This window comes from Flavobacterium urumqiense, assembly GCF_900108015.1.
Taxonomy (GTDB): Bacteria; Bacteroidota; Bacteroidia; order Flavobacteriales; family Flavobacteriaceae; genus Flavobacterium; species Flavobacterium urumqiense.
In genome coordinates, this window is sequence record NZ_FNVP01000001.1 from 660,277 (window position 1) to 683,236 (window position 22,960).

Below are 22,960 nucleotides of genomic sequence, written 5' to 3' on the forward strand. Positions count from 1 at the left end.
CGTTTTTAGGAGCAATTTCCTGCTTTTCACTGCAATCTTTTTATCCGCCGAAAAGGCGAATAAAAAGGATTTTCGTTGCAATCAGGGCTAAAAAAAACACTATTTTCCACAATGCTATTTCATTTTCAAAATATAGTATAAGTTTAAATTACTTTTTTGCTGTCAATAGGTAGATTAAAAAAGCTATTTTAAGATTGTGCCATCGCCATGCAAATTATACTGATTTTAGCCCCTGGAATTTTCAATAATGCACGAGAGCAAGCTTCTAAGGTTGCTCCGGTTGTAATAACATCATCAATTAAAAGAAAATGTTTATTGTGATTTTTTTCCGTAAAAGAAACATCAAAAATAGTTTCGATTCCTTCTGTTCTTCCCAAAAGGGTTTTCTTGGATTGTGTTTTTGAATATACATTTCTAATTAGTAGGGAATCATTATAATCGATATTTAAACTAGAAGAAAGTGCAGTCCCAAAAGCCGTTACCTGATTGTATCCTCTTTCTTTTAACTTTTTTCGGTGTAATGGAACAGGAATAATTTCATCAACAGATTGTAATAACTCAATGTTCTTTAAATCTTCGGAGTACCATTCGCCCAAAACAGTTCCTATTTCCTCATGTCCTTTATATTTCAAATTATGAATGAGTTCTTGTACAATCCCTTTTTTATGAAAATAAAATAATGCTGAGGTATGAAGTACAGGAATTCTTCCGTAAAACTTTTTGAATGCATCATTCTCTGGATTTAAGTGATGATTCGTCAACGGAATATCGTGCCTGCAAACGGTACAAATCACATTTTCATTTGATAATAAAAAGGAGCTGCAACCGGAACAGACTTTTGGAAAAAAGAGATTTATAATGCTTTCAAACATGTAATCAAGGATTTATTTATAAAAATAGACAAATCAATGCTTCAATCTTTAACAATTTTCTTTTTTTTAAGTTCACTTTTTATATTTTTGCACTATTATGGCAAAACAAGAAGATTTATTTAAGAATGTAATTTCGCACGCAAAAGAATACGGATTTATTTTTCCGTCAAGCGAAATTTACGATGGTTTAAGTGCAGTCTATGATTATGCACAAAACGGAGTAGAATTAAAAAAGAACATACGCGAATATTGGTGGAAAGCGATGGTTCAACTAAACGATAACATCGTAGGTCTTGACGCGTCTATATTGATGCATCCAACTACTTGGAAAGCTTCAGGCCACGTAGATGCTTTCAACGATCCATTGATTGACAACAAAGATTCAAAAAGAAGATATAGAGCCGATGTTTTGATTGAAGATTACGCCGAGAAGCTGAATCAAAAAGCAATTAAAGAAATCGAAAAAGCAAGAACTCGTTTTGGTGATGCTTTCAACGAACAGGAATTTGTAACTACAAATGCTAGAGTTGTTGAGTACAAAGCCAAAGAAAAAGAAATTTTGGAAAGAATGGCTCGCTCGCTTGGTAACGAAGATCTTGAAGATGTAAAAGCATTAATCGAAGAATTAGAAATTGCCGACCCGGAAACGGGTTCCAGAAATTGGACTGAAGTACGCCAATTTAACTTGATGTTTGGTACCAAATTAGGAGCCTCAGCTGATACAGCTATGGATTTGTATTTGCGTCCAGAAACAGCTCAGGGTATTTTTGTCAACTTCCTGAATGTTCAAAAATCAGGAAGAATGAAAGTTCCTTTTGGAATTGCACAAACAGGGAAGGCGTTTAGAAATGAAATAGTAGCAAGACAATTTATTTTCCGTATGCGGGAGTTTGAACAAATGGAAATGCAATTTTTTGTTCGTCCGGGCGATGAAATGAAATGGTACGAACATTGGAAAACAGCTAGACTTAATTGGCATTTGTCACTTGGTTTAGGAAAAGAAAATTACCGTTTCCACGATCACGAAAAATTAGCGCATTATGCTAATGCAGCGGCCGATATTGAGTTTAATTTTCCTTTTGGATTTAAAGAATTGGAAGGAATTCACTCTCGCACTGATTTTGACTTGAAAGCACACGAACAGTTCTCCGGCAGAAAATTACAATATTTTGATGCTGAATTGAATCAGAATTACGTTCCTTATGTAGTGGAAACTTCGGTAGGATTAGACAGAATGTTCTTGGCAGTTTTTGCAACCTCGTTAAAAGAAGAAACTTTAGAAGATGGTTCTACAAGAACAGTTCTGAAATTACCATCAGTTTTGGCTCCAACAAAAGCGGCGGTTTTACCGTTAGTTAAAAAAGACGGGTTGCCAGAAATCGCACATAAAATTGTTGACGATTTACGTTGGGATTTCAATGTGGCATATGATGAAAAAGATGCAGTAGGAAGACGTTACAGAAGACAAGATGCGCTAGGAACTCCATTCTGTATTACTGTAGATCATCAAACTATTGAGGACGCAACGGTAACCATTCGTCACAGAGATACAATGAAACAAGATCGTGTAAACATTGCCGACTTGAAAGCAATTATAGAAAATGAAGTTTCGATTAAAAACTGGTTGATGAAAATGTAATCAAACTATTGTATTTAAATAAAAAAGCTTTTCGATTGAAAAGCTTTTTTGTTTAAAATCTATAACCTAATGTTATTCCGCCTCGTCCTACCATTTCATTGTCGGTATTGTTACTATTAAATAAGTTTCTACCGACTCCTGCATTTATTTCAAAAAGAAATCCTTTTTTGGTAATCCATTTAGAACCTAGACCAAAACCAAGGGCAAAATCGGTTGTATTGTCTTTTGTAATTGTTTCTATTGTTTTGTAAGGAGGAAAATCTTCATATTCGTAATAATAGGTTTCTTGTGTATAAGAATTCAGCATCCCAAAACCTTCCACAAAAAAACCAGCCGCCGGTTTTTTACTGAAATAAAAACGATAGAAGGGAGTCAGGCTAAATTTGGTGTTATATTGATCATCATAACTAAAAAATAATGATACTCCAACTCCGGATTCTTCGTTAAGTAACTGCTCATAAGTGAATTCACCTGCGCCTAGCACTAAAAGAAGTGCATTTCCTTTTAATTCATTTCTTTTAAAATTGATTGTTTCTTTTTCTTGGCTAAAACCAAATAAAGAAGAAGTTAAGCAAATTAATACAAAAAGTTTTTTCATAGTGTTGGTTTTTTTATAAAAGTAAGATAAATTTGTAAAAAAAGTATTTTTTACGTTTAATTTAATGTAGATTAATTTGGACAAAGTGTTAGTCAATTAATTTACTTATGTCTTCTCCTTAAGTAATTTCGCTACGGAAAGTTTTTTTGTTACACTACGAAATGTTTTTAATAAACGATTTACTAAATGAATTTAATTTAGAGTACCTTTTGAAAATAAGATTCATGTATTATATCGGATTTATTTGCACTTCGTCCTAATGTATTAACATTTGTTTAAAACATATTAACAAGATCTATTGAAAAATGGTTAAATGTTTATTTTTAGAATGTTAACAAGAATCTTGAAGTGGAGAATTTCTTTTTTAGTTTAATTGGTTTATCCAAACTACTCACATAATTTAATAATTTGAAGTGTATTTTACTTTGCACGTCTAACAAAATGCCTAACCATATCAGGAAAAACAATTGATGAATTATTCGTACATTATTATTGACGATAATCAGGAAAGTTTTTTGAATACGAAAGCCGTTGCTGATGGTTTTTCGGAGCTTGTTTTTGTGGCAGAAGCAAACAATTATAGTGATGGTTTAAATCTTATATTAGAATTTAAACCGGATTTAATTTTTCTCGAAATTAACCCAATCAATAAAGAAAGTAACTTGTCATTGGCTCTTATCAATGAATTATACAGGTTTTTGGATGTAATCCCCAAAATCATTATCACAACTACCAATAAAGATTTGGCTTTTGAGGCAATACAATATGAAGTTGCGGATTATTTATTGAAGCCTTTGATAAATATTGATTTGGTAAAATTGATTTTAAAGTTAAACAAATCGTGTATTCCATTTCAAAAGTCAAATGAAACAATTATCCTTGATGAAAAACCGAACGCTTTTGTACAGCATAAACCCATGAATGATGAAAAACCGCTAATGTTATGTATAAAATCCTACGGTGATTACCGATATATTGATGCTAAAGATATTTGTTATTTTCAAGCAGATAATAATTCTACAGACATTCATCTCAATAATGGTGAAATGATTACTGCATTCAAAACACTGAAACATTTTGAAGGGATTCTATCTTTTCCTTTTATTAGAATCCACAACAGTTATATTGTAAACCGCAATTATATTTCCAGAATTCATACTGGAAATACAGTATGTTATATTAAAAATACTACAGTTAAACTGCCTTTTTCTAAATCCTATAAGGCAAATGTCGACCTGATTATTTCTGATTTTTCCAATGGGAATTATCTGGAAATTTAAAAAGCAGTCATGTACCCTCATTTGAATGTCATTCACTATCAGATGGCTATATTCCACCATATACGCCTTTTTTTGTAAGAAAAATTGAAGTTCCTCATGTACTTTTACTAAAGAAATTCTTGCTAAAAGAATGGTAATTAAAGTAAAATCAAATCAAAACATAAAAATCTCCTATTATGAAAAAAGCAATCTTAACAATCAGTTTATTCTCTTTAGTAATGGTATTAACATCATTTACAACTCCAGAAATAAATAATACTAAAGTCGAAAATAATGCAAAAGTAGATATTATTGGATCTGGTTCAGCTGGCGGTAATGTAAAAGTAGATATCATTGGATCTGGTTCAGCTGGAGGTAATGTAAAAGTAGATATTATTGGATCTGGCTCAGCTGGAGGTAATGTGAAGGTTGACATTATTGGTTCAGGGTCAGCAGGTGGAAATGTGAAAGTAGACTAAAAATTAGGTTACTAAATAAAATCCTTAAACATATATTTTAGGCTGTCAAATTTTTTTGATAGCCTTTTTTTATGTCAATAGTTTTATTTTACTATTTTTGATAAAATTCAAGAAAAACTATTGAAAAAAAAATCGCTGATATTAACACTTCTCTTGTTGATTTTTTTTGGTTGCTCCAAAAAAGAATCTAATGACATTACTGTCAATTCATCTAATGATAGTCTTTTTAATTATTTATCCTTAGCAAATGACTTCAGTTTGCCACGTGAAAAAAGGAAAATATTCAATGAAAAAGCTTTTAATATAGTTATTAATCAAGAAAATGATTCTCTAAATCGAGTAAATCTGTTTAGAGTAGCTAATCGTTACTATAACATAAACAACTGGATAGATTTTAGTAAAACAGTACATCTAGTTTTAAAGAATTCAGAGAGTGTCAAGGATACTTTGAATTTAGCAAAAGGATATACTTATTTGGGTGATTACTATGGAGCTCAAGCAATTACGGACAGTGCATTTATGTACTATTCAAAAGCTGAGAAAATGTACTTGCAACGTAATGATGTTTTTTCTCTAGCTAGGTTACGGTTAAATAAAGCATTGTTGCAATATAACGAAGGTGATTTTCTTGGAAGTGAAATAGCAGTATTTAAAGCCTTGAGAGTAATAAAAGGTGAAAAAGCGAATGATGTTATATATGAATCCTATAATCTGTTAGGACTTATATACAATGAGTTGGGAGAATATGATAAAGCAATAGAATTCAACACTAAAGCTTTAGCAAGTATAGACGATAAAATAATACCAGTGGAGTTTCAATCGAAAGCCACTTCGTTTAATAATATTGGGTATATCTATCAAAACTTGAATAATCATAAAATGGCTATTTCCTATTTTACAAAGGGGTTAGAGCAAGAAAATCTAATTATTCAAAAGCCAGCTGTTTATGCTATGTTGTTGGATAATTTGGCGTATTCCAAGTTCAAGTTAAATAATATTGAGGGGTTGCCAGAAATGTATTATCAATCGCTAAAACTTAGAGATAGCTTAAAATTAACTTCAGGAATTATTGCTAGTAAATTTCATTTGTCTGAATATTTTGTATCTATCAAGAATATTGCAAAAGCGACTCGGTATTCAAAGGAGGCGCTTTTATTGTCTCGAAGTTCCAAAAGTTATAGAAATATATTAGTGGCACTTAAACAATTGGCTGTTATTGAACCTGAAAAAGCATCAGTTTACGCAAAAGAATACATTCATATAAATGAAGAACTACAAAAAACAGAACGAAATATGGGTAATAAATTTACTCGAATAGAATATGAAACGGATCAGATAAAAGATGAAAATATAAATCTGGAAACTAAAAATCGAAATTTGCTATTTGGATTTAGTGCTTTTACCATCTTGGGATTGTTTTTATATGTTATTAAATCGCAAAAAGCTAAAAATAGGGAATTGCTATTCAAACAAGAGCAGCAAAAGGTTAATGAAGAAATTTATAACTTAATGATTTCGCAACAAAGTACGATAGAAACGAATAGGGTTGTGGAGAAAAAAAGAGTTGCACAAGAGTTACATGACGGTGTGTTAGGGAGAATGTTTGGCGTACGGATGAATCTAGATGGCTTGAATAAATTCAATGATGAACCAGCCATAAAACAGCGAATTAGTTATCTCTCAGAATTAAAAAATATAGAACAGGATATTCGTGAAATTTCGCATGATTTGAATAGAGAAAAATCAGAATTAATTAATAACTTCGTTGCCATTGTAGATAATTTGCTCGAAGATCAAAAAAAGACATTCAAGCCAAAATTATTAGCAAAGATTGACAGAACTATCAAGTGGGAATTAATTAGTAATTCCGTTAAAATAAATTTGTACAGGATTATTCAAGAATCACTTCAAAATATTAATAAGTATGCTGAAGCGAATAGTATTAAAGTAGAAATTAAAAAAAGGGATGGGGATTTATTTTTAACCATAACTGATGACGGGAAGGGATTTGATGTAAAGAAATCAAAAAAAGGGATAGGTTTGCAAAATATACAGTCCCGAACCACAGAATGCAATGGAACTGTTGACATACAATCAAAAAAAGGAAATGGGACAATCATAACGATTGCAGTTCCTTTTGAAAACAAACAAATACTTATATAGAAATGACAATTGCCTCAAATCTAAAGACTACAATAAAAAACAATATTCTAATCGTTGATGATCATCCTTTTATAATCGAAGGATACAAAAATGCGATTACAAGATATAATCCTAAGGAGTTTGAGTTTTTGATTAACCAAGCCAAAGATTGCGAATCGGCATATAATATAATTACCGATCCCGATACTACTGTTTTTGATATTGCTTTTTTAGACATTAGTATGCCTCCTTACGAAGAAAAAGGGATTTATAATGGAGAGGATTTGGCAAAATTGATTTCTGAATACATGCCCAGTTGTAAAATTATTTTACTTACTATGTATACTGAATTGCTAAAAATAAAGACAATCATCAAAACAATTAACCCAAGTGGTTTGGTTATAAAAAATGATTTGACATTTGATGAATTGCTTTTTGCTTTTGATAAAGTTTTAAAAGGCAAAACCTATTATAGTGAATCAGTTTTGAAAATGTTGAACTTGTCTGAAGAAGATACGATAGAAATTGACCAATTTGACAAACAAATTTTGTTTCATTTATCGAAAGGGACTAAGTTGAATGACATACCGCAATACATTCCAATATCATTAGGTGCAATTGAACGAAGAAAAATAAATTTGAAAGAGTTATTGAAGGTAGAAGAAGGAAGCGATGTTGAATTAGTTCGAGAAGCTAAAAATAGAGGATTGCTTTTTTAACATTTAAAAAATTATTAAACAAAAAAGACACTGAATAGGTGTCTTTTTTGTTTAATTATAAAATTTATTCTTCTCGGATTGCATCCCAACCACGAGCTTTTAAAGCAATTCTTGTATTGGCTCGAGTTACTAAATGAATTCCTTCACTCTCTTGTGTCATGTGTCCAATGATGGTGAAATTTGGATTTCCTTTAATTTTTTCAAAGTCTTCCATAGCAATAGTAAAAAGCAGTTCGTAATCTTCACCGCCATTTATCGCAACGGTCGTGCTATCAATATTGAATTCCTCACATACATTTATAAATTGAGGATCTATTGGTAATTTGTCTTCGTATAAATTACAACCCACTTTGGACTGTTTGCACAAATGCATAATTTCCGAGGATAATCCATCTGAAATATCAATCATTGAAGTTGGTTTTATTTCTAAAGCGTGCAATAAGGTTCGGACATCTTTACGTGCTTCCGGCTTCAATTGACGTTCTATTAAATAAGTATACGCATCTAAATCTGGTTGAGAATTTGGATTAACCTGAAAAACTTGCTTTTCTCTTTCTAAAACCTGTAAACCCATATATGCAGCACCAAGATCACCTGTTACAACTAATAAATCGGTTTGTTTTGCGCCGTTTCTATAAACGATTTCCTCTTCGTCAGCTTCGCCAATGGCAGTAATACTAATAATTAATCCTTTTTGAGATGAAGTCGTATCACCACCAATAACGTCTACTTTATATTCGTTGGCCGCATGTGTAATTCCTGCAAATAATTCATCCAAAGCTTCTAATGGGAAACGATTGGAAACTGCAACAGAAACGGTAATTTGTGTTGCTTTAGCATTCATGGCACAAATGTCAGAGATGTTAACTACCACTGCTTTATAACCTAAATGTTTTAAGGGCATATAAGCCAAATCAAAATGCACGCCTTCAATCAACAAATCTGTAGAGATAACTACTTTTTTATCTTTGAAATCCAAAACGGCAGCATCATCCCCTATTCCTTTGAAAGTTGAAGGTTGATTGATTTCAAAATTTTTTGTTAAATGGTCAATCAATCCAAATTCTCCTAATTGGGCAATGCTTGTGCGTTGTGGGGTTTTATCTTCGATCATTTTTTTTATTGTTTTGAGGTTGCAAATATACAAAGAAATTTTCGCCTTGAATTACATCAATTTTTGCCATTTTTTTTCGCACCTTTAAGATATTAAATTCATAAAAAATGAAATCATTTGAAATCGTTACGATAACAGTTAATCCTGCTTTGGACAAAAGTACTCACTTTAAAGGCTTAATACCGGAACAAAAAATACGCTGTGATGAACCACGCTTTGATGCTGGTGGAGGAGGAATCAACGTCTCTAAGGCAATTTCGCGTTTAGGAGGAACTTCTTTAGCTGTATTTACTTCTGGTGGACCTACAGGTAAAATGCTTGAGGAATTGGTTATTAAAGAATCGATAGCTCATAAAGCAGTTGAGGTTCAGAATTGGACTAGAGAAAGTTTTGTTGCTGTGGATGACAATACCAATTCTCAATATCGTTTCGGATTTAAAGGAGGAAAAATTTCGGAAGAAGAAAGCAATAGTGTCTTAGAAAATATAACTGCTTTAAGCCCAAAATTTTTGGTAGCCAGCGGGAGTTTAAATGAAGGCTTGTCAACGGATTTTTATCGAAAAATTGCAGAAATTGCCAAAAAATCAGGTGCTAAATTAATTGTGGACACCTCAGGCGAAGCATTAAAAAAAGTATTAGAAGTTGGTGTTTATATGATCAAACCTAATGTTGGTGAATTGGCAAAACTGATTGGTGAGGAGCGACTGGAACTGGAAGAGGTAAACGAAGCTGCCAAGCAAATCATAGCTAAAGGCGGCGCCGAAATTGTAGTCGTTTCTCTGGGACCACAAGGGGCAGTATTAGTTACAAAAGATTCTTATCAGTTTGTTCCGGCACCCAATGTAGCCAAAAAAAGTACCGTTGGTGCTGGAGACAGTATGGTGGGTGGGATAGTTTGGGCGCTTTCGCAAAATAAAAGTCTAAAAGAAGTTATCCGTTGGGGAGTCGCTTGCGGTTCAGCAGCAACAATGAATGAAGGAACACAATTGTTCAAATTCGAAGATGCCAAACGATTGTTTGAATGGTTGAAGGATAAATAAAAACAAAAAAACCTGACAATTTTACACCGTCAGGTTTCATTTATAATTTAAAATCACTTCGCCAGTTCGCTTTGCTCGGGTCAGAATTATGTTTAATTTTTAATCATTTAACTTCAAAACAGCCATGAACGCTTCTTGTGGAATTTCAACATTTCCAACTAGTCTCATCCGTTTTTTACCTTTTTTCTGTTTTTCCAATAATTTACGTTTACGGGAAATATCACCACCATAACATTTGGCGGTAACGTCTTTACGCAACGCTTTTATCGTTTCACGAGAAATCACCTTTACCCCAATAGCCGCTTGAACAGGAATATCAAATTGCTGGCGCGGTATTAATTCTTTCAGTTTTTCACACATTTTTTTACCAATGTGATACGCATTGTCGGCATGCATCAACGATGATAAAGCATCCACAATGGTAGCGTTCAACAGAATATCCACTTTAACCAAATTAGAAGTTCGCATCCCAATTGGCGTATAATCAAACGAGGCATATCCTTTAGAAACAGTTTTCAAACGGTCATAAAAGTCAAATACAATCTCTGCTAAAGGCATGTCAAAAGTCAACTCTACACGTTCTGTAGTCAAATACGTCTGATTGGTAATCAACCCACGTTTTTCGATACACAAACTCATTACATTTCCAACGTAATCAGATTTAGTGATGATAGTTGCCTTGATAAAAGGTTCTTCAACATGGTCTAAACGAGAAGGCTCCGGCAAGTCCGAAGGATTATTTACGATGAGTGGTGTCGTAGGATCTTTTTTGGTGTAAGCCAAATACGAAACGTTGGGAACGGTAGTAATTACAGTCATGTTAAACTCTCTTTCCAAACGCTCTTGGATAATTTCCATGTGCAACATTCCTAAGAATCCGCAACGAAAACCAAATCCCAAAGCTGCAGAACTTTCCGGTAAAAACACCAATGAAGCATCATTCAACTGTAGTTTTTCCATAGAGTTTCTCAACTCTTCATAATCTTCGGTATCCACAGGATATATACCTGCAAAAACCATTGGTTTCACATTTTCGAAACCCTTAATTATATTTGTTGTTGGCGTTTTCGCATCCGTCAACGTATCTCCTACTTTTACTTCCTTTGCTTCTTTAATTCCAGAAATCAAATACCCAACATCACCTGCTGAAATGACTTGTTTTGGAACTTGGTTTAATTTTAAAGTACCAATCTCGTCCGCAAAATATTCATTTCCAGTAGCCATGAATTTTATCTTCTGGCCTTTTTTAATCTGTCCGTTTTTCACTCGGAAAATAACTTCAATTCCTCGAAACGGATTGTAATGTGAGTCAAAAATCAATGCTTGTAACGGTTCATCAACATTTCCTGATGGTGGCGGAATTTTTTCGATAATTGCAGCCAAAATATTTTCCACACCAAAACCAGTTTTACCTGAAGCGTGAATAATATCTTCTAATTTACAGCCAAGTAAATCAATAATGTCGTCACTTACTTCCTCAGGATTAGCACTTGGTAAATCCACTTTATTTAAAACCGGAATAATCTCCAAGTCATTCTCTAAAGCCAAATATAAATTCGAAATCGTTTGTGCCTGAATACTTTGCGCTGCATCTACAATCAAAAGTGCGCCTTCACAAGCTGCAATTGATCGTGAAACTTCATACGAAAAATCTACGTGTCCCGGAGTGTCAATCAAATTCAGGATATATTCTTGTCCTTTATAAGTGTATTCCATCTGAATCGCGTGACTTTTTATGGTAATCCCACGTTCGCGCTCCAAGTCCATATTGTCCAGCAATTGCGCCTTTTCCTCACGAGCAGTAACGGTTTGTGTTGCACCTAATAATCGGTCAGCAAGCGTACTTTTTCCGTGATCAATATGTGCAATAATGCAAAAATTACGTATATGTTTCATATTTTATGGTATTGTTTTTTGAAAACATGAAATGCATAACATATCATCTTCTTTTTTCTATCTGTCCAAGGCTTTCTATGCCCTACTTTGAGTTTGCAAATATAAAGCAAACTTTTCACAATTTCTTTAAATATTTTGCCGTCCAAAAGAAGGTTTTTACGAGAACACAAAAATGTTAAATAGCTGTTTTACAATTATTATTAACCTTACTTTTGTTTGAATAAAAGAAAGGAAACGGTATAGTGGATTACGATAAAATCAAAGAGAAATTAGAAATTCTGGCAGACGCAGCAAAATATGATGTATCCTGTTCCTCAAGTGGCGGGAACCGAAAAAACACTAATAAAGGACTCGGCGATTCATCGGCTTCTGGAATTTGTCATACCTACACCGAAGATGGACGATGTGTTTCCTTGCTAAAAATATTACTTACCAATTTTTGTATTTATGATTGCGCGTATTGTGTCACTCGAAAAAGTAATGACATTCAGCGAGCCGCTTTTACCGTAGAAGAAGTGGTTGATTTGACCATCAATTTTTACAGAAGAAATTATATCGAAGGTCTTTTTTTAAGTTCAGGAATTTTTAAAAATGCCGATTATACGATGGAACGTTTAGTTCGAGTAGCCAAAAAATTAAGGTTAGAACATAATTTTAATGGGTACATTCACCTGAAAAGTATTCCTGGAGCTTCCGATGAAATAATGCGAGAAGCCGGATTATACGCAGATAGGTTGAGTATGAATTTAGAAATTCCTACTGAATCTGGATTGAAATTATTGGCGCCAGATAAAAATCATCAAGACATGATTAAGCCGATGCGTTTTGTAAAAAATGAACTCATTCAATACAAGGAAGAAAAGAAAAAATTCAAAAGCACACCTAAATTTGCTCCAGCTGGACAAAGTACACAAGTAATTGTTGGGGCAACGCAAGAAAACGATTTTCAAATCATTCAGGTCGCCGATCATTTTTATAATAATTTTAATTTAAAACGTGTCTATTATTCTGGTTATGTACCCGTTTCCAATGATGCACGATTGCCAGCCATCGGTGTTCAAGTTCCGTTGGTACGTGAAAACAGATTGTATCAAGCCGATTGGCTGATGCGTTTTTACGGGTTTAAAGCCAATGAAATTCTGGAAAAAAATAACCCATTTCTCGATTTAGAAGTTGATCCAAAAATGGGATGGGCTCTTCGGAACATCACGCAGTTTCCAGTAATTATTCAAAATGCTCCGCTTGAAATGATTCTTCGTGTTCCGGGTATAGGAGTAAAATCGGCACACAAAATTGTTCATGCCAGACGATTCCAAAATCTGACCATGGAACACCTAAAAAAAATTGGTGTGTCATTAAACCGAGCAAAATATTTTATATCCGTAAGCAACGAAAATACCCATTTAAAATTTTTGAACGCCTTGAATTTAAAGGAAATTATTCTCAGTGATATGAAATCAAAATTTGAGAAACCGTTTGATAATCAATTATCATTACTCAATGACACAACTTTCCTACGATAATACTTTTGAGGGTTTGCTTACAACGGTTTTCGAAATTTATGAATTCAAATATTCAAACCCAAAAATCAGTAAAAAAGACGATTTACAGCACAATTTATTCGCTGAAAAAATAGAAATTATTACCGATATTTCTAAATCCGATCGTGTTATTAAAAAGCTCAACGCACAAATTGGTAATGATGGTGTTCGCTGTATTATTTACGCTTTTCTGTCTGAAAAAATAGGTTTAGAAGATGTGATTTTTAATGTAATAAATTATGCGGTTCAAAATCCTGCCATTAATATTATGAAAGATTTTGCAAATGAAAGTGTGTTGCAAATTTCTCAACTAACCAAAAATGTGGGTCGCGAAAAGCACCGAATGGAAGCATTCATTAGATTCGAACAATTGAAAGACGGCATTTATTTTGCTAAAATTGATCCCGATTTTGATGTTTTGACTTTAATTATAAGACATTTTAAAAATCGTTACCAAGATCAGAAATGGATTATATATGATTTACGACGAAAATATGGTGTGTATTATGATCTGAATGATGCCGAAATTGTGATGATGGATTTAGATATAAAATCATTAGATGATAAAAACAATCAAGTTTTTTCGGACACCGAAATTAATTATCAGAAACTGTGGTGGGAATATTTTGACCACACTAATATAAAAGAACGAAAAAACACTAAGCTTCACGTACAGCATGTTCCAAAACGCTATTGGAAATACCTAACCGAAAAGAAAATGTTTTAGACTTACAAACATTTCCGTATTTTTGCAAAAAAAATTCCCTTGATAAAAATTGGCAACATAATATTACCAGATTTCCCGCTACTTCTTGCACCGATGGAAGATGTGAGCGATCCGCCGTTTCGTAGATTGTGTAAAATGCATGGTGCCGATATGATGTATTCGGAATTTATTTCTTCTGAAGGATTAATCCGTGACGCTATCAAAAGCCGAATGAAATTAGACATCTTCGATTACGAACGTCCCGTTGGAATCCAGATTTTTGGCGGAGACGAAGAAGCCATGGCGATGTCCTCAAAGATTGTGTCTACTGTAAATCCCGATATAATTGATATAAATTTTGGTTGCCCTGTCAAAAAAGTCGTTTGCAAAGGTGCCGGCGCCGGAGTTCTGAAAGATGTCGATTTGATGATTCGTCTGACCAAAGCCGTTATCTCCAGCACGCATTTGCCTGTAACGGTAAAAACGCGTTTGGGTTGGGACGATAATTCGATTAATATTGATGAAGTTGCAGAGCGGTTGCAAGACATTGGTGTTGCTGCTTTGAGTATACATGCCAGAACACGTGCCCAAATGTATAAAGGCCATTCCGACTGGTCGCACATTGCGCGAGTAAAAAATAATCCTAGAATCACGATGCCTATTTTTGGTAATGGCGATATTGATTCTCCCGAAAAAGCATTACAATATAAAAATGAATACGGTATTGACGGAATCATGATTGGTCGCGCTGCAATTGGTTATCCTTGGATTTTTGAAGAAATCAAACATTATTTCAAAACTGGGGAACATTTAGCTAAACCCACCGTTATTGATAGAGTTGAAGCAGTTCGAAATCACCTGACATGGGCCATGGAATGGAAGGGAGAAAGATTGGGAATTGTTGAAACGCGTCCTCATTATACCAATTATTTCAAAGGAATTCATTCTTTTAAAACGCACAAGCAACAATTGGTAACCTTAGACCGACCGGAAGAATTGTTCGCCGCTTTGAATGAAATCGAAGAAGCGTATGCGGGTTATGAGGTTATTTAGATTCGTAATTTAAACACGAATTCCGCTAATTTGCACAAATTGATTCGTGTAAAATGGTGGAATTCGTGTTTTATTTTAAATGGGAAACCTTATTCCAACAACTTTTTACTCACGCGGCTACTCGCAATCAATGAAGCGACAAAACCGAGTGTAATAATAGTTGCCATAACAATCAATACATTTTCTACTTTGAAAACCACAGGATAAGCAAGAGTTGGGGTTATCATAATTAGTTCAAATTGTTGTTGAAGTAACACAATTATAATTCCTAAAACAAGCCCTATAATTCCTCCAAAAACACTCAATAAAGTGCCTTGAAGCAGGAATATTTTTCGCAAATCCTTGATTTCAGTTCCGAGATTGAATAAGGTTTTTAAGTTTCCTTTTTTGTCTAAAATCATCATAATCAAAGCGCCAATCAGGTTAAAAAGTGCTACAACAATCACCAAAGTAAATATTAAATACACAGCAATATTCTCTGTATTTAGCATTTTATACAAGGATTCGTTAAGCTGAGCCCTATTTTTTATGGTGATTTTATCCTTAAAAATGGTTTGTAGTTTGTTAATGATTGAGCTTTCATCAGCACCAGGTTTTACTTTTATTTCAATTCCAGAAACCTGATTGGTTTTATATTCCAATAGTTCTTGCGCCAAACCTAAATCTGCAAAAACATATTTAGAATCTAAATCTTCGCTGATGGCATAAATCCCAACGGGAATGATATCTGTTTTGTTAAATGCTTGTTCTTCATTTTCAATGCTGCCTTTTCCTGCCTTTGGAACCATCACCTCCAATTGATTATTAAAATCGAGTAATCCCATCGAAAATTTTTGTGCAATCCCATAACCAACCACCACTTGATACGTGTCCTGCTTCAGCCATTGGCCGTTGAATAGTTTTTTTTCGATAGCATTAACTTTGCTGAAATTAGCATCAACTCCTTTTAGATACGTGACTTCCTGTTTCCCGTCAAAAGTAAATAAAACCCGTTCTTCAATTATTTTGGTGTAAGAAGCAAGACCGTCAATTTTCTTGATTTGACTTTCCTGATTGGGGGAAATAAAAAATGATTTCCCTAAAGTACTGCTTATTTTTAAATCGGGATCAATGTCATTAGTAAACGAAAGACTAAAAACTTTTAAGCCACTAAAAACTGATAAAACTACAAACAAAGCCATTGCGCCAACAATTATTCCCATGCTGGCAATGCGATTGATAATATTTATAGCGTTGTTTTTACTGTTGCTAAGAATGTAGCGTTTAGCTATGTAAAGAGGGAAATTCAAATCTTATTGAAATCTGCGTTTGTCCAAAAGATCTCTGTTTTCTATAGGATTATCTCTGTTAGCTAAGGCATTGTCAATTTTTTCAATGTAATCTAAAGAGTCGTCTATAAAGAAAACCAAATTAGGAACTTTACGCAATTGCAAACGAACTCTTTGTGATAAATCATGTTTTATTGTTTTAGAATTGGACTTAACCGCTTCTAAAATCTCCTTTGCTTTATCCTGAGGGAAAACACTTAAATGAACAGTAGCCACTGATAAATCTGTAGTTACAGTAACCTTGGATACCGAAATAATTAAATTAGCTACTCCGTTTTTTCTCACTTCACCTTGTAGAATATCAACCAAATCTTTTTGGATAACCCCACCTATTTTTTTCTGTCTATTTGTTTCCATGCTGCAAAAATACTACTTTTAAGTTTTATCCCGAAGTTTCGCGACAATTTTTAAAAACAACCTAGCAATAGTTGTATTTTTAGGAGCTATTTCCTGCTATTCGCTATATCTTACGTGCCGAACACCGGCACATAAGGATGTCGCTTCTATCAGGGCTAGGACATTCCAGAAATTAGAACGCTAATTGTAAATCATAAATCTTAATGCAAAGACCTTCCTTCTCCATATATGACGCATCGGCCGGTTCGGGAAAAACGTACGCTTTGGTCAAAGAATATTTAAAAATTATTCTTGTTGCCAAAAAAAATGATGCCTATCGCAACATTCTCGCCATTACGTTTACCAATAAAGCGGTGCACGAAATGAAAAGCCGAATCGTAGGCAGTTTGTCCGAATTTGCTAAAGACGAACCAAGTGAGAAAGCACAAGATCTAATGCAGGATTTAGCAATAGATACGGAACTTTCCATTATTGAAATCAAAATTAAATCACAACAAATCATAAAGCATATCATTCACAATTATGCTGCTTTCGATATTTCTACCATTGATAAATTTACGCACAAAGTGATTCGCGCTTTTGCACACGATTTGAATTTACCCATGACTTTTGAAGTCACTTTGGACACTGAGAATTTATTGATTGAAGCCGTCGATGCCATTATTGCCCAAGCCGGAGAAGATGAAACATTAACAAAACTGTTAATAGATTTCACGATGGAAAAAACGGATGATGACAAATCTTGGGATATTTCACGAGAGATCCTCGATACCGGTCGTTTAGTTCTTAATGAAAATAATCGAAACGAAATCTCGCATTTTCAAGATAAATCCATCGCTGAGTTTGTTGAAATAAAAAACAAATTATCTGAAGCCTGCAAAGTTTTGGAAAAAGAAAGTGTTGTTTTTGCTGAAGAAGCATTGTTGTTAATAGAAAAAAACGGAATTGATGCCAAATCATTTTCTGCAGGACATTTTCCAAAACATTTGTTAAGCATTCAGGAAGGAAAATTCAATCCAAAAAACAAAACCTATCACGAATTTGACGATATAAAAATTAATAAAACGGCAAAAGATCGAGCGATTATTGAAAACATAATCCCGGATTTATTACAAATTTTGGACCGGATTTATAAAACTTTCGAAAAAAGAGATTTCTACAAAGCTTTTCTGAAAAACATCACACCATTATCATTGCTAAATACAGTCAGCAATGAATTAGCAAAAATTCAAAGCGAGCAGAATGTTCTTTCCATTTCGGAATTTAACGCTATAATCCATAGAGAAATTCAAAACCAGCCGGCACCTTTTATATATGAAAGATTGGGAGAGCGCTATCGTCATTTTTTTATTGACGAATTTCAGGATACATCCGAAATGCAATGGCAGAATTTAATTCCCCTTATTGATAATGCTACGTCTAGCGAAAATGATGGCGAAAAAGGAACTTTGATGATTGTGGGCGATCCAAAACAATCTATTTACAGATGGCGTGGCGGAAAAGCCGAGCAATTTATCGACTTGAGTAAAGAACAAAATCCGTTTAATAATCCGGAGAAAGTTCTGGAACATTTAGATAAAAATTATAGAAGTTATTCGCAGGTAATTCAATTCAACAATGATTTCTTTCAACTATTATCGAATGAATTTGAACATTTAGATTATAAAGATTTATACGAAAATCACAGTCATCAAAAGACAAATGATAAAACTGGCGGTTATGTAAATATTTCTTTTATTCCAAAAGTGGAAACTTCAGAAGACGAGGAAGAAACTTTAGATAAAACAGAATTATTTGTTTTAGCGACATTAAACACGATCCAAACAGTAATTAGAGAAGGTTTTGAATATAAAGACATCGTGATTCTGACCAGAAAACGAAGCCAGGGAATTGCGATCGCTAATTATTTAACAGAACAAAAAATTCCGCTTTTGTCATCAGAAACATTGCTGATACAAAACGCTACTGAAGTTCGGCTGATTATTCATTTATTAAAATATTTGAAAAACAGTTCTGATTTGGAATCTAAAGCTAATTTTCTCCAATATTTAGCGCAAAATATTCAGGATCAAATACCAATCCATGATTTTATTGCTAAAGGAATGTCTTTAATTCAAGAAACGGATTTCGAAAATTGGCTGACGAGTTTCAATGTGGAATTATCTTTTCAAAATATTAGAAAAAAATCATTGTATGAGGCTGTCGAGGTTATTATTTCGAAATTTCTAAATCCAACAATAAGTAATGCTTATGTGCAATATTTCCTGGACATTGTTCTTGAGCGAGACATTCGTAACCAAGCAGGAATTTCGGATTTTATAAATTTTTGGGACAAAAATGCCGAGAAATTCAGTATTCCTTCGCCGGAAGGTAACAATGCTGTTCGGATTATGACGATTCATAAATCAAAAGGATTGGAATTTCCAGTGGTTATTTTTCCTTTTGCTGAAGAAGATTACAACAGAAAACCAAAAGATAAACTATGGCTCAACGCCGGAGAGGAAAATATAGGTTTGCCTAAAGTTTTAATTGACAATAGTAGTGCCGTAGAAGGTTTTGGAGAGGAAGCATCATTGGTTTATAACCAAAAAAAGCAAGAAGAATTGTTGGATAACATCAATGTTTTATATGTGGCTTTAACTCGTGCCGAAGAACAATTATATGTTGTTTCCAATATGAATTTGTCCCGAAAAGGAGAAATTCCAAAAAATAATATGTGTACTTTTTTTATTAATTATTTGATGAGTAAAGGAGAATTCGACGAAAGTAAATTGGTGTACGAATTTGGGAATTCAATAAAATTGTCTGTTGACAAGAAACATGTAGATAGTTCTAAAACGATTCCTTTGGTTACGGAAATTCTCAATCCAAAAAACATAAAAATTGCTCAACGAGAAGCTCTTATGTGGGGAACGCACCAGCAAGAAGCTATAGAGTACGGAAATGTAGTTCACGAAATTCTGTCTTTTGTAAAAACAAAAGTCGACGTGGATTTAGCGATTACAAAATCCATCGAGAGTGGATTAATCAATTTTGGACAAAAAGAAACGGTTTATAAAAGTATTCAAGAAATTGTTAATCATAGTGAACTTTCAATTTATTTTTCTGCGGAAAATGAGGTTTTAAACGAACAAACCATAATCCAAAAGCAAGGGAAAACCATCAAGCCGGATCGAATGGTGATAAACAAAGATAAAGAAGTGTTTTTGTTGGATTATAAAACTGGAACACACAATTCAAAATACCAATTACAATTGGAAAATTATCAACAGGCAATAGAATTAATGGGATACAAAGTGGTAAAAAAAGCACTTGTGTATATAGGTTCAGCAATCGATGTAGTACATTTGTAACCTAAATTATAAACTTTGAGTCTTCATGTCGTTAGGACAAGAGCTTTAAATCTTAAACTTTAACAATATCATGTACGGAAAAATACAACAACACCTGCAAGCAGAGCTTCAATCGATTGTGGATAATGGAATTTTTAAATCAGAAAGAATTATTACTTCACCACAAGGAGCAGAAATCACGATTTCAACAGGAGAAAAAGTGTTAAATTTTTGTTCCAATAATTATCTTGGATTGTCATCGCATCCCGAAGTAATTCAAGCTGCAAAAGATGCTTTGGATACACATGGTTTCGGAATGTCATCAGTGCGTTTTATTTGTGGAACTCAGGATATTCACAAGACATTGGAAAAAAAAATATCTGAATTTTACGGAACGGAAGATACTATTCTTTACGCAGCTGCTTTTGATGCTAATGGTGGGGTTTTCGAGCCGTTACTGGGAGAGCAAGACTGTATTATATCTGATAGTTTGAATCATGCTTCTATTATTGATGGCGTTCGTTTGTGTAAAGCAGCGCGCTATCGCTATGAAAATAGCAATATGGAAGATTTGGAGCAACAATTAATCAAGGCTACGGAAGCTGGAACTCGTTTCAAATTAATTGTTACGGACGGTGTCTTTTCTATGGACGGAGTAGTAGCGCCATTGGATAAGATTTGTGATTTAGCCGATAAATATGATGCTATGGTTATGGTTGATGAATGTCACGCTGCTGGATTCATTGGTGCAACCGGAAAAGGAACATTAGAAGCGAAAGGAGTAATGGGCCGTGTAGATATCATTACTGGAACTTTAGGAAAAGCACTTGGTGGTGCTATGGGTGGTTATACCACTGCCAAAAAAGAAATTATTGAAATTTTGCGTCAACGATCAAGACCTTATTTGTTCTCAAATTCTTTGGCTCCTGCTATCGTTGGAGCTTCCATAAAAGTTTTTGAAATATTAGAAAGAGATACTGTTTTACGTGATAAATTAGAATGGAATACTAATTATTTCAAGGAAGGAATGAAAAAAGCAGGATTTGATATAATTGATGGCGATTCAGCGATCGTTCCGGTGATGTTATATGATGCTAAATTGTCACAGAATATGGCAAACGAGCTGTTGAAAAAAGGAATTTACGTAATTGGCTTCTTTTTTCCGGTAGTTCCAAAAGATAAAGCTAGAATTAGAGTTCAATTATCAGCGGCGCACACCACTGCTCATTTAGATAAAGCAATTAATGCTTTTATTGAAGTGGGTAAGATGCTAAAAGTTATATAATTTTGATCTGAAGTTATATAATTTCCACTTTTGATCTTATTTGTAGGTTTTTTTTAACATTTCATTTTGTATTTATAAAATTACGCACTACTTTTGTTTGTAATTAACTAAATTTTTAATTAAAAAAAATAAGTATGAAACATCTTAAGAAACTTTTATTTGCTGTGATGATGGTGATGGGATTAAGCTCTCACGCACAAGACAGTAACAACCCATGGGCAATCTCTTTTGGAGTTAATGCTGTTGACACCAGAACTAGTGCTGGTGGCGGAAAAAATTGGGCAGATCGTCATTTTTCTCAACCATTCGCTGTAAAAGACAATTGGAACATTCTTCCTTCAGTATCTTATCTTAGCGTATCTAGATTTGTAGGGGATGGTTTCACTTTTGGTCTTTCTGGATCGGTAAACAAAATTACTAAATACGTTCGATTTGCTCCAAATGCTGTTGGTCATGATTCTCGTGGTTACATCGTAACTAATCCTGGAGATTTAATGTATTACGGTATTGATGGAACTATTAGATATAGTTTTATGAATTTAATTAATTCTAAAGTAATTGATCCTTCGCTGTCTGTTGGTGGTGGATATACTTTCTTTGGAGAAAGTAGTTATGGAACTGTTAACCCAGGTGCTGGTTTAACTTTTTGGTTTACTGAAAACATAGGTTTATCTTTTGCTACTGCATACAAAAAATCATTTGGTGACAGAGAAGATGCTTCTGGAAAACCAGATGCTCCTTCTTATTTCCAACATACTGCTGGACTTACTTTCAAATTTGGTGGTAAAGACACAGATGGTGATGGAATTTATGACAAAGATGATGCTTGTCCAGAAGTTGCTGGTTTAAAACAATTCAACGGATGTCCTGACACAGACGGAGATGGTATTCAAGATAGTGAAGATGCTTGTCCAGAAGTTGCTGGTTTAGCTGCATTAAAAGGTTGTCCTGATACTGACGGAGATGGTATAGCTGATAAAGATGATGCTTGTCCAGAAGTTGCTGGTTTAGCTGCATTGAATGGTTGTCCAGATGCTGATGGAGACGGAGTTGCTGATAAAGATGACAAATGTCCTACAGTTGCAGGTCCTAAAGAAAACGCAGGTTGTCCTTGGCCAGATACTGATGGAGATGGTGTTCTAGACAAAGATGACAAATGTATCGATGTTAGAGGTACAGTTGCTAATCAAGGTTGTCCAGAAGTTTCTGAAGAAGTTATGAAGAAATTAAATGAGTACAGTAGAACAATCTTATTTGATTCTGGAAAATCTACTTTCAAAAAACAAACTTACCCAACTTTACAATCAATTACTTCAATCTTAAAAGAATATCCTTATTCAAGATTCTTAGTTGAAGGTCATACTGATAGCGATGGTTCTAATGAAATGAACCAAACATTATCTGAAAACAGAGCTGCAGCAGTTAAAAATTACTTAATTGAAAATGGTATTGCTGCTGATAGATTAAAATCTACAGGTTTTGGAGAAACTAAACCAATTGCAACTAATAAAACTGCAAAAGGAAAAGCAATGAACAGAAGAACTGAAATTTCTTTAATAAGAGAATAAATTTTTCTAAAATATTTATGGAAAACGCCTCG

At 33.8% G+C, this 22,960-nt stretch carries 18 protein-coding genes; 12 read left to right on the forward strand and 6 right to left on the reverse strand.

Features of this window, described 5'->3' with window-relative positions; all coding sequences use genetic code 11:
• Window positions 1–188: 188 nt before the first annotated feature.
• Window positions 189–872: a ComF family protein gene (locus tag C4S35_RS02950; RefSeq protein WP_103998721.1), complete on the reverse strand. Its 684-nt coding sequence runs from the start codon at window positions 870–872 to the stop codon at window positions 189–191.
• 97 nt (window positions 873–969) lie between these two features.
• Here C4S35_RS02950 and C4S35_RS02955 point away from each other — a divergent pair, with 97 nt between their 5' ends.
• The gene (locus tag C4S35_RS02955) at window positions 970–2,511 is read left to right on the forward strand and encodes a glycine--tRNA ligase (RefSeq protein ID WP_103998722.1); all 1,542 of its coding nucleotides are present in this window, start codon (window positions 970–972) and stop codon (window positions 2,509–2,511) included.
• Between the two features lie 52 nt (window positions 2,512–2,563).
• Here C4S35_RS02955 and C4S35_RS02960 read toward each other — a convergent pair whose 3' ends face one another.
• Window positions 2,564–3,109 (reverse strand): DUF3575 domain-containing protein, encoded by a 546-nt coding sequence (locus C4S35_RS02960; protein ID WP_103998723.1) that lies wholly within the window; start codon window positions 3,107–3,109, stop codon window positions 2,564–2,566.
• A 470-nt stretch (window positions 3,110–3,579) separates the two neighbouring features.
• Between C4S35_RS02960 and C4S35_RS02965 the strand changes: the two genes are divergently transcribed.
• From C4S35_RS02965 to C4S35_RS02980, 4 genes are all read left to right on the forward strand, one after another.
• Complete coding sequence (locus C4S35_RS02965) at window positions 3,580–4,389, forward strand: LytR/AlgR family response regulator transcription factor (protein ID WP_103998724.1); 810 nt, start codon at window positions 3,580–3,582, stop codon at window positions 4,387–4,389.
• Window positions 4,390–4,565: 176 nt separating this feature from the next.
• Window positions 4,566–4,847: a 3-oxoacyl-ACP reductase gene (locus tag C4S35_RS02970; protein ID WP_103998725.1), complete on the forward strand. Its 282-nt coding sequence runs from the start codon at window positions 4,566–4,568 to the stop codon at window positions 4,845–4,847.
• 120 nt (window positions 4,848–4,967) lie between these two features.
• Window positions 4,968–7,010: an ATP-binding protein gene (locus tag C4S35_RS02975; RefSeq protein ID WP_103998726.1), complete on the forward strand. Its 2,043-nt coding sequence runs from the start codon at window positions 4,968–4,970 to the stop codon at window positions 7,008–7,010.
• Between the two features lie 2 nt (window positions 7,011–7,012).
• On the forward strand, window positions 7,013–7,708 hold the full coding sequence (locus C4S35_RS02980) for a response regulator (RefSeq protein WP_103998727.1): 696 nt from the start codon (window positions 7,013–7,015) through the stop codon (window positions 7,706–7,708).
• 64 nt (window positions 7,709–7,772) lie between these two features.
• On the opposite strand, the gene thiL is transcribed toward C4S35_RS02980, so the two are convergent.
• On the reverse strand, window positions 7,773–8,822 hold the full coding sequence (gene thiL, locus C4S35_RS02985) for a thiamine-phosphate kinase (protein WP_103998728.1): 1,050 nt from the start codon (window positions 8,820–8,822) through the stop codon (window positions 7,773–7,775).
• A gap of 107 nt (window positions 8,823–8,929) precedes the next feature.
• On the opposite strand from thiL, the gene C4S35_RS02990 reads away from it, so the two are divergent.
• Complete coding sequence (locus C4S35_RS02990; RefSeq protein WP_103998729.1) at window positions 8,930–9,862, forward strand: 1-phosphofructokinase family hexose kinase; 933 nt, start codon at window positions 8,930–8,932, stop codon at window positions 9,860–9,862.
• Window positions 9,863–9,961: 99 nt separating this feature from the next.
• Here C4S35_RS02990 and lepA read toward each other — a convergent pair whose 3' ends face one another.
• Window positions 9,962–11,758 (reverse strand): translation elongation factor 4, encoded by a 1,797-nt coding sequence (gene lepA, locus C4S35_RS02995; protein WP_103998730.1) that lies wholly within the window; start codon window positions 11,756–11,758, stop codon window positions 9,962–9,964.
• Between the two features lie 242 nt (window positions 11,759–12,000).
• Between lepA and C4S35_RS03000 the strand changes: the two genes are divergently transcribed.
• From C4S35_RS03000 to dusB, 3 genes are read left to right on the forward strand one after another with little or no spacing between them, the layout of a single operon-like run.
• Window positions 12,001–13,281 carry a putative DNA modification/repair radical SAM protein gene (locus tag C4S35_RS03000; RefSeq protein ID WP_103998731.1) on the forward strand — a complete coding sequence of 427 codons (1,281 nt, stop codon included), beginning with the start codon at window positions 12,001–12,003 and terminating at the stop codon, window positions 13,279–13,281.
• A complete protein-coding gene (locus C4S35_RS03005) occupies window positions 13,259–14,026 on the forward strand; it encodes a TIGR03915 family putative DNA repair protein (protein ID WP_103998732.1) in 768 nt (255 codons plus the stop codon). Before C4S35_RS03000 ends, C4S35_RS03005 begins: the two co-directional genes overlap by 23 nt.
• 39 nt (window positions 14,027–14,065) lie before the next feature.
• Window positions 14,066–15,058: a tRNA dihydrouridine synthase DusB gene (dusB, locus tag C4S35_RS03010; protein ID WP_103998733.1), complete on the forward strand. Its 993-nt coding sequence runs from the start codon at window positions 14,066–14,068 to the stop codon at window positions 15,056–15,058.
• A gap of 89 nt (window positions 15,059–15,147) precedes the next feature.
• Here dusB and C4S35_RS03015 read toward each other — a convergent pair whose 3' ends face one another.
• Entirely contained in the window at window positions 15,148–16,347 is a 1,200-nt protein-coding gene (locus tag C4S35_RS03015) for an ABC transporter permease (protein WP_103998734.1), read from the reverse strand.
• Between the two features lie 3 nt (window positions 16,348–16,350).
• Entirely contained in the window at window positions 16,351–16,743 is a 393-nt protein-coding gene (gene rbfA / locus C4S35_RS03020; RefSeq protein ID WP_103998735.1) for a 30S ribosome-binding factor RbfA, read from the reverse strand.
• A 203-nt stretch (window positions 16,744–16,946) separates the two neighbouring features.
• Between rbfA and C4S35_RS03025 the strand changes: the two genes are divergently transcribed.
• From C4S35_RS03025 to C4S35_RS03035, 3 genes are all read left to right on the forward strand, one after another.
• A complete protein-coding gene (locus tag C4S35_RS03025) occupies window positions 16,947–20,096 on the forward strand; it encodes a UvrD-helicase domain-containing protein (protein ID WP_103998736.1) in 3,150 nt (1,049 codons plus the stop codon).
• A 70-nt stretch (window positions 20,097–20,166) separates the two neighbouring features.
• Window positions 20,167–21,360 (forward strand): glycine C-acetyltransferase, encoded by a 1,194-nt coding sequence (gene kbl, locus C4S35_RS03030; RefSeq protein ID WP_103998737.1) that lies wholly within the window; start codon window positions 20,167–20,169, stop codon window positions 21,358–21,360.
• A gap of 134 nt (window positions 21,361–21,494) precedes the next feature.
• A complete protein-coding gene (locus C4S35_RS03035; RefSeq protein WP_103998738.1) occupies window positions 21,495–22,928 on the forward strand; it encodes an OmpA family protein in 1,434 nt (477 codons plus the stop codon).
• Window positions 22,929–22,960: the final 32 nt, after the last annotated feature.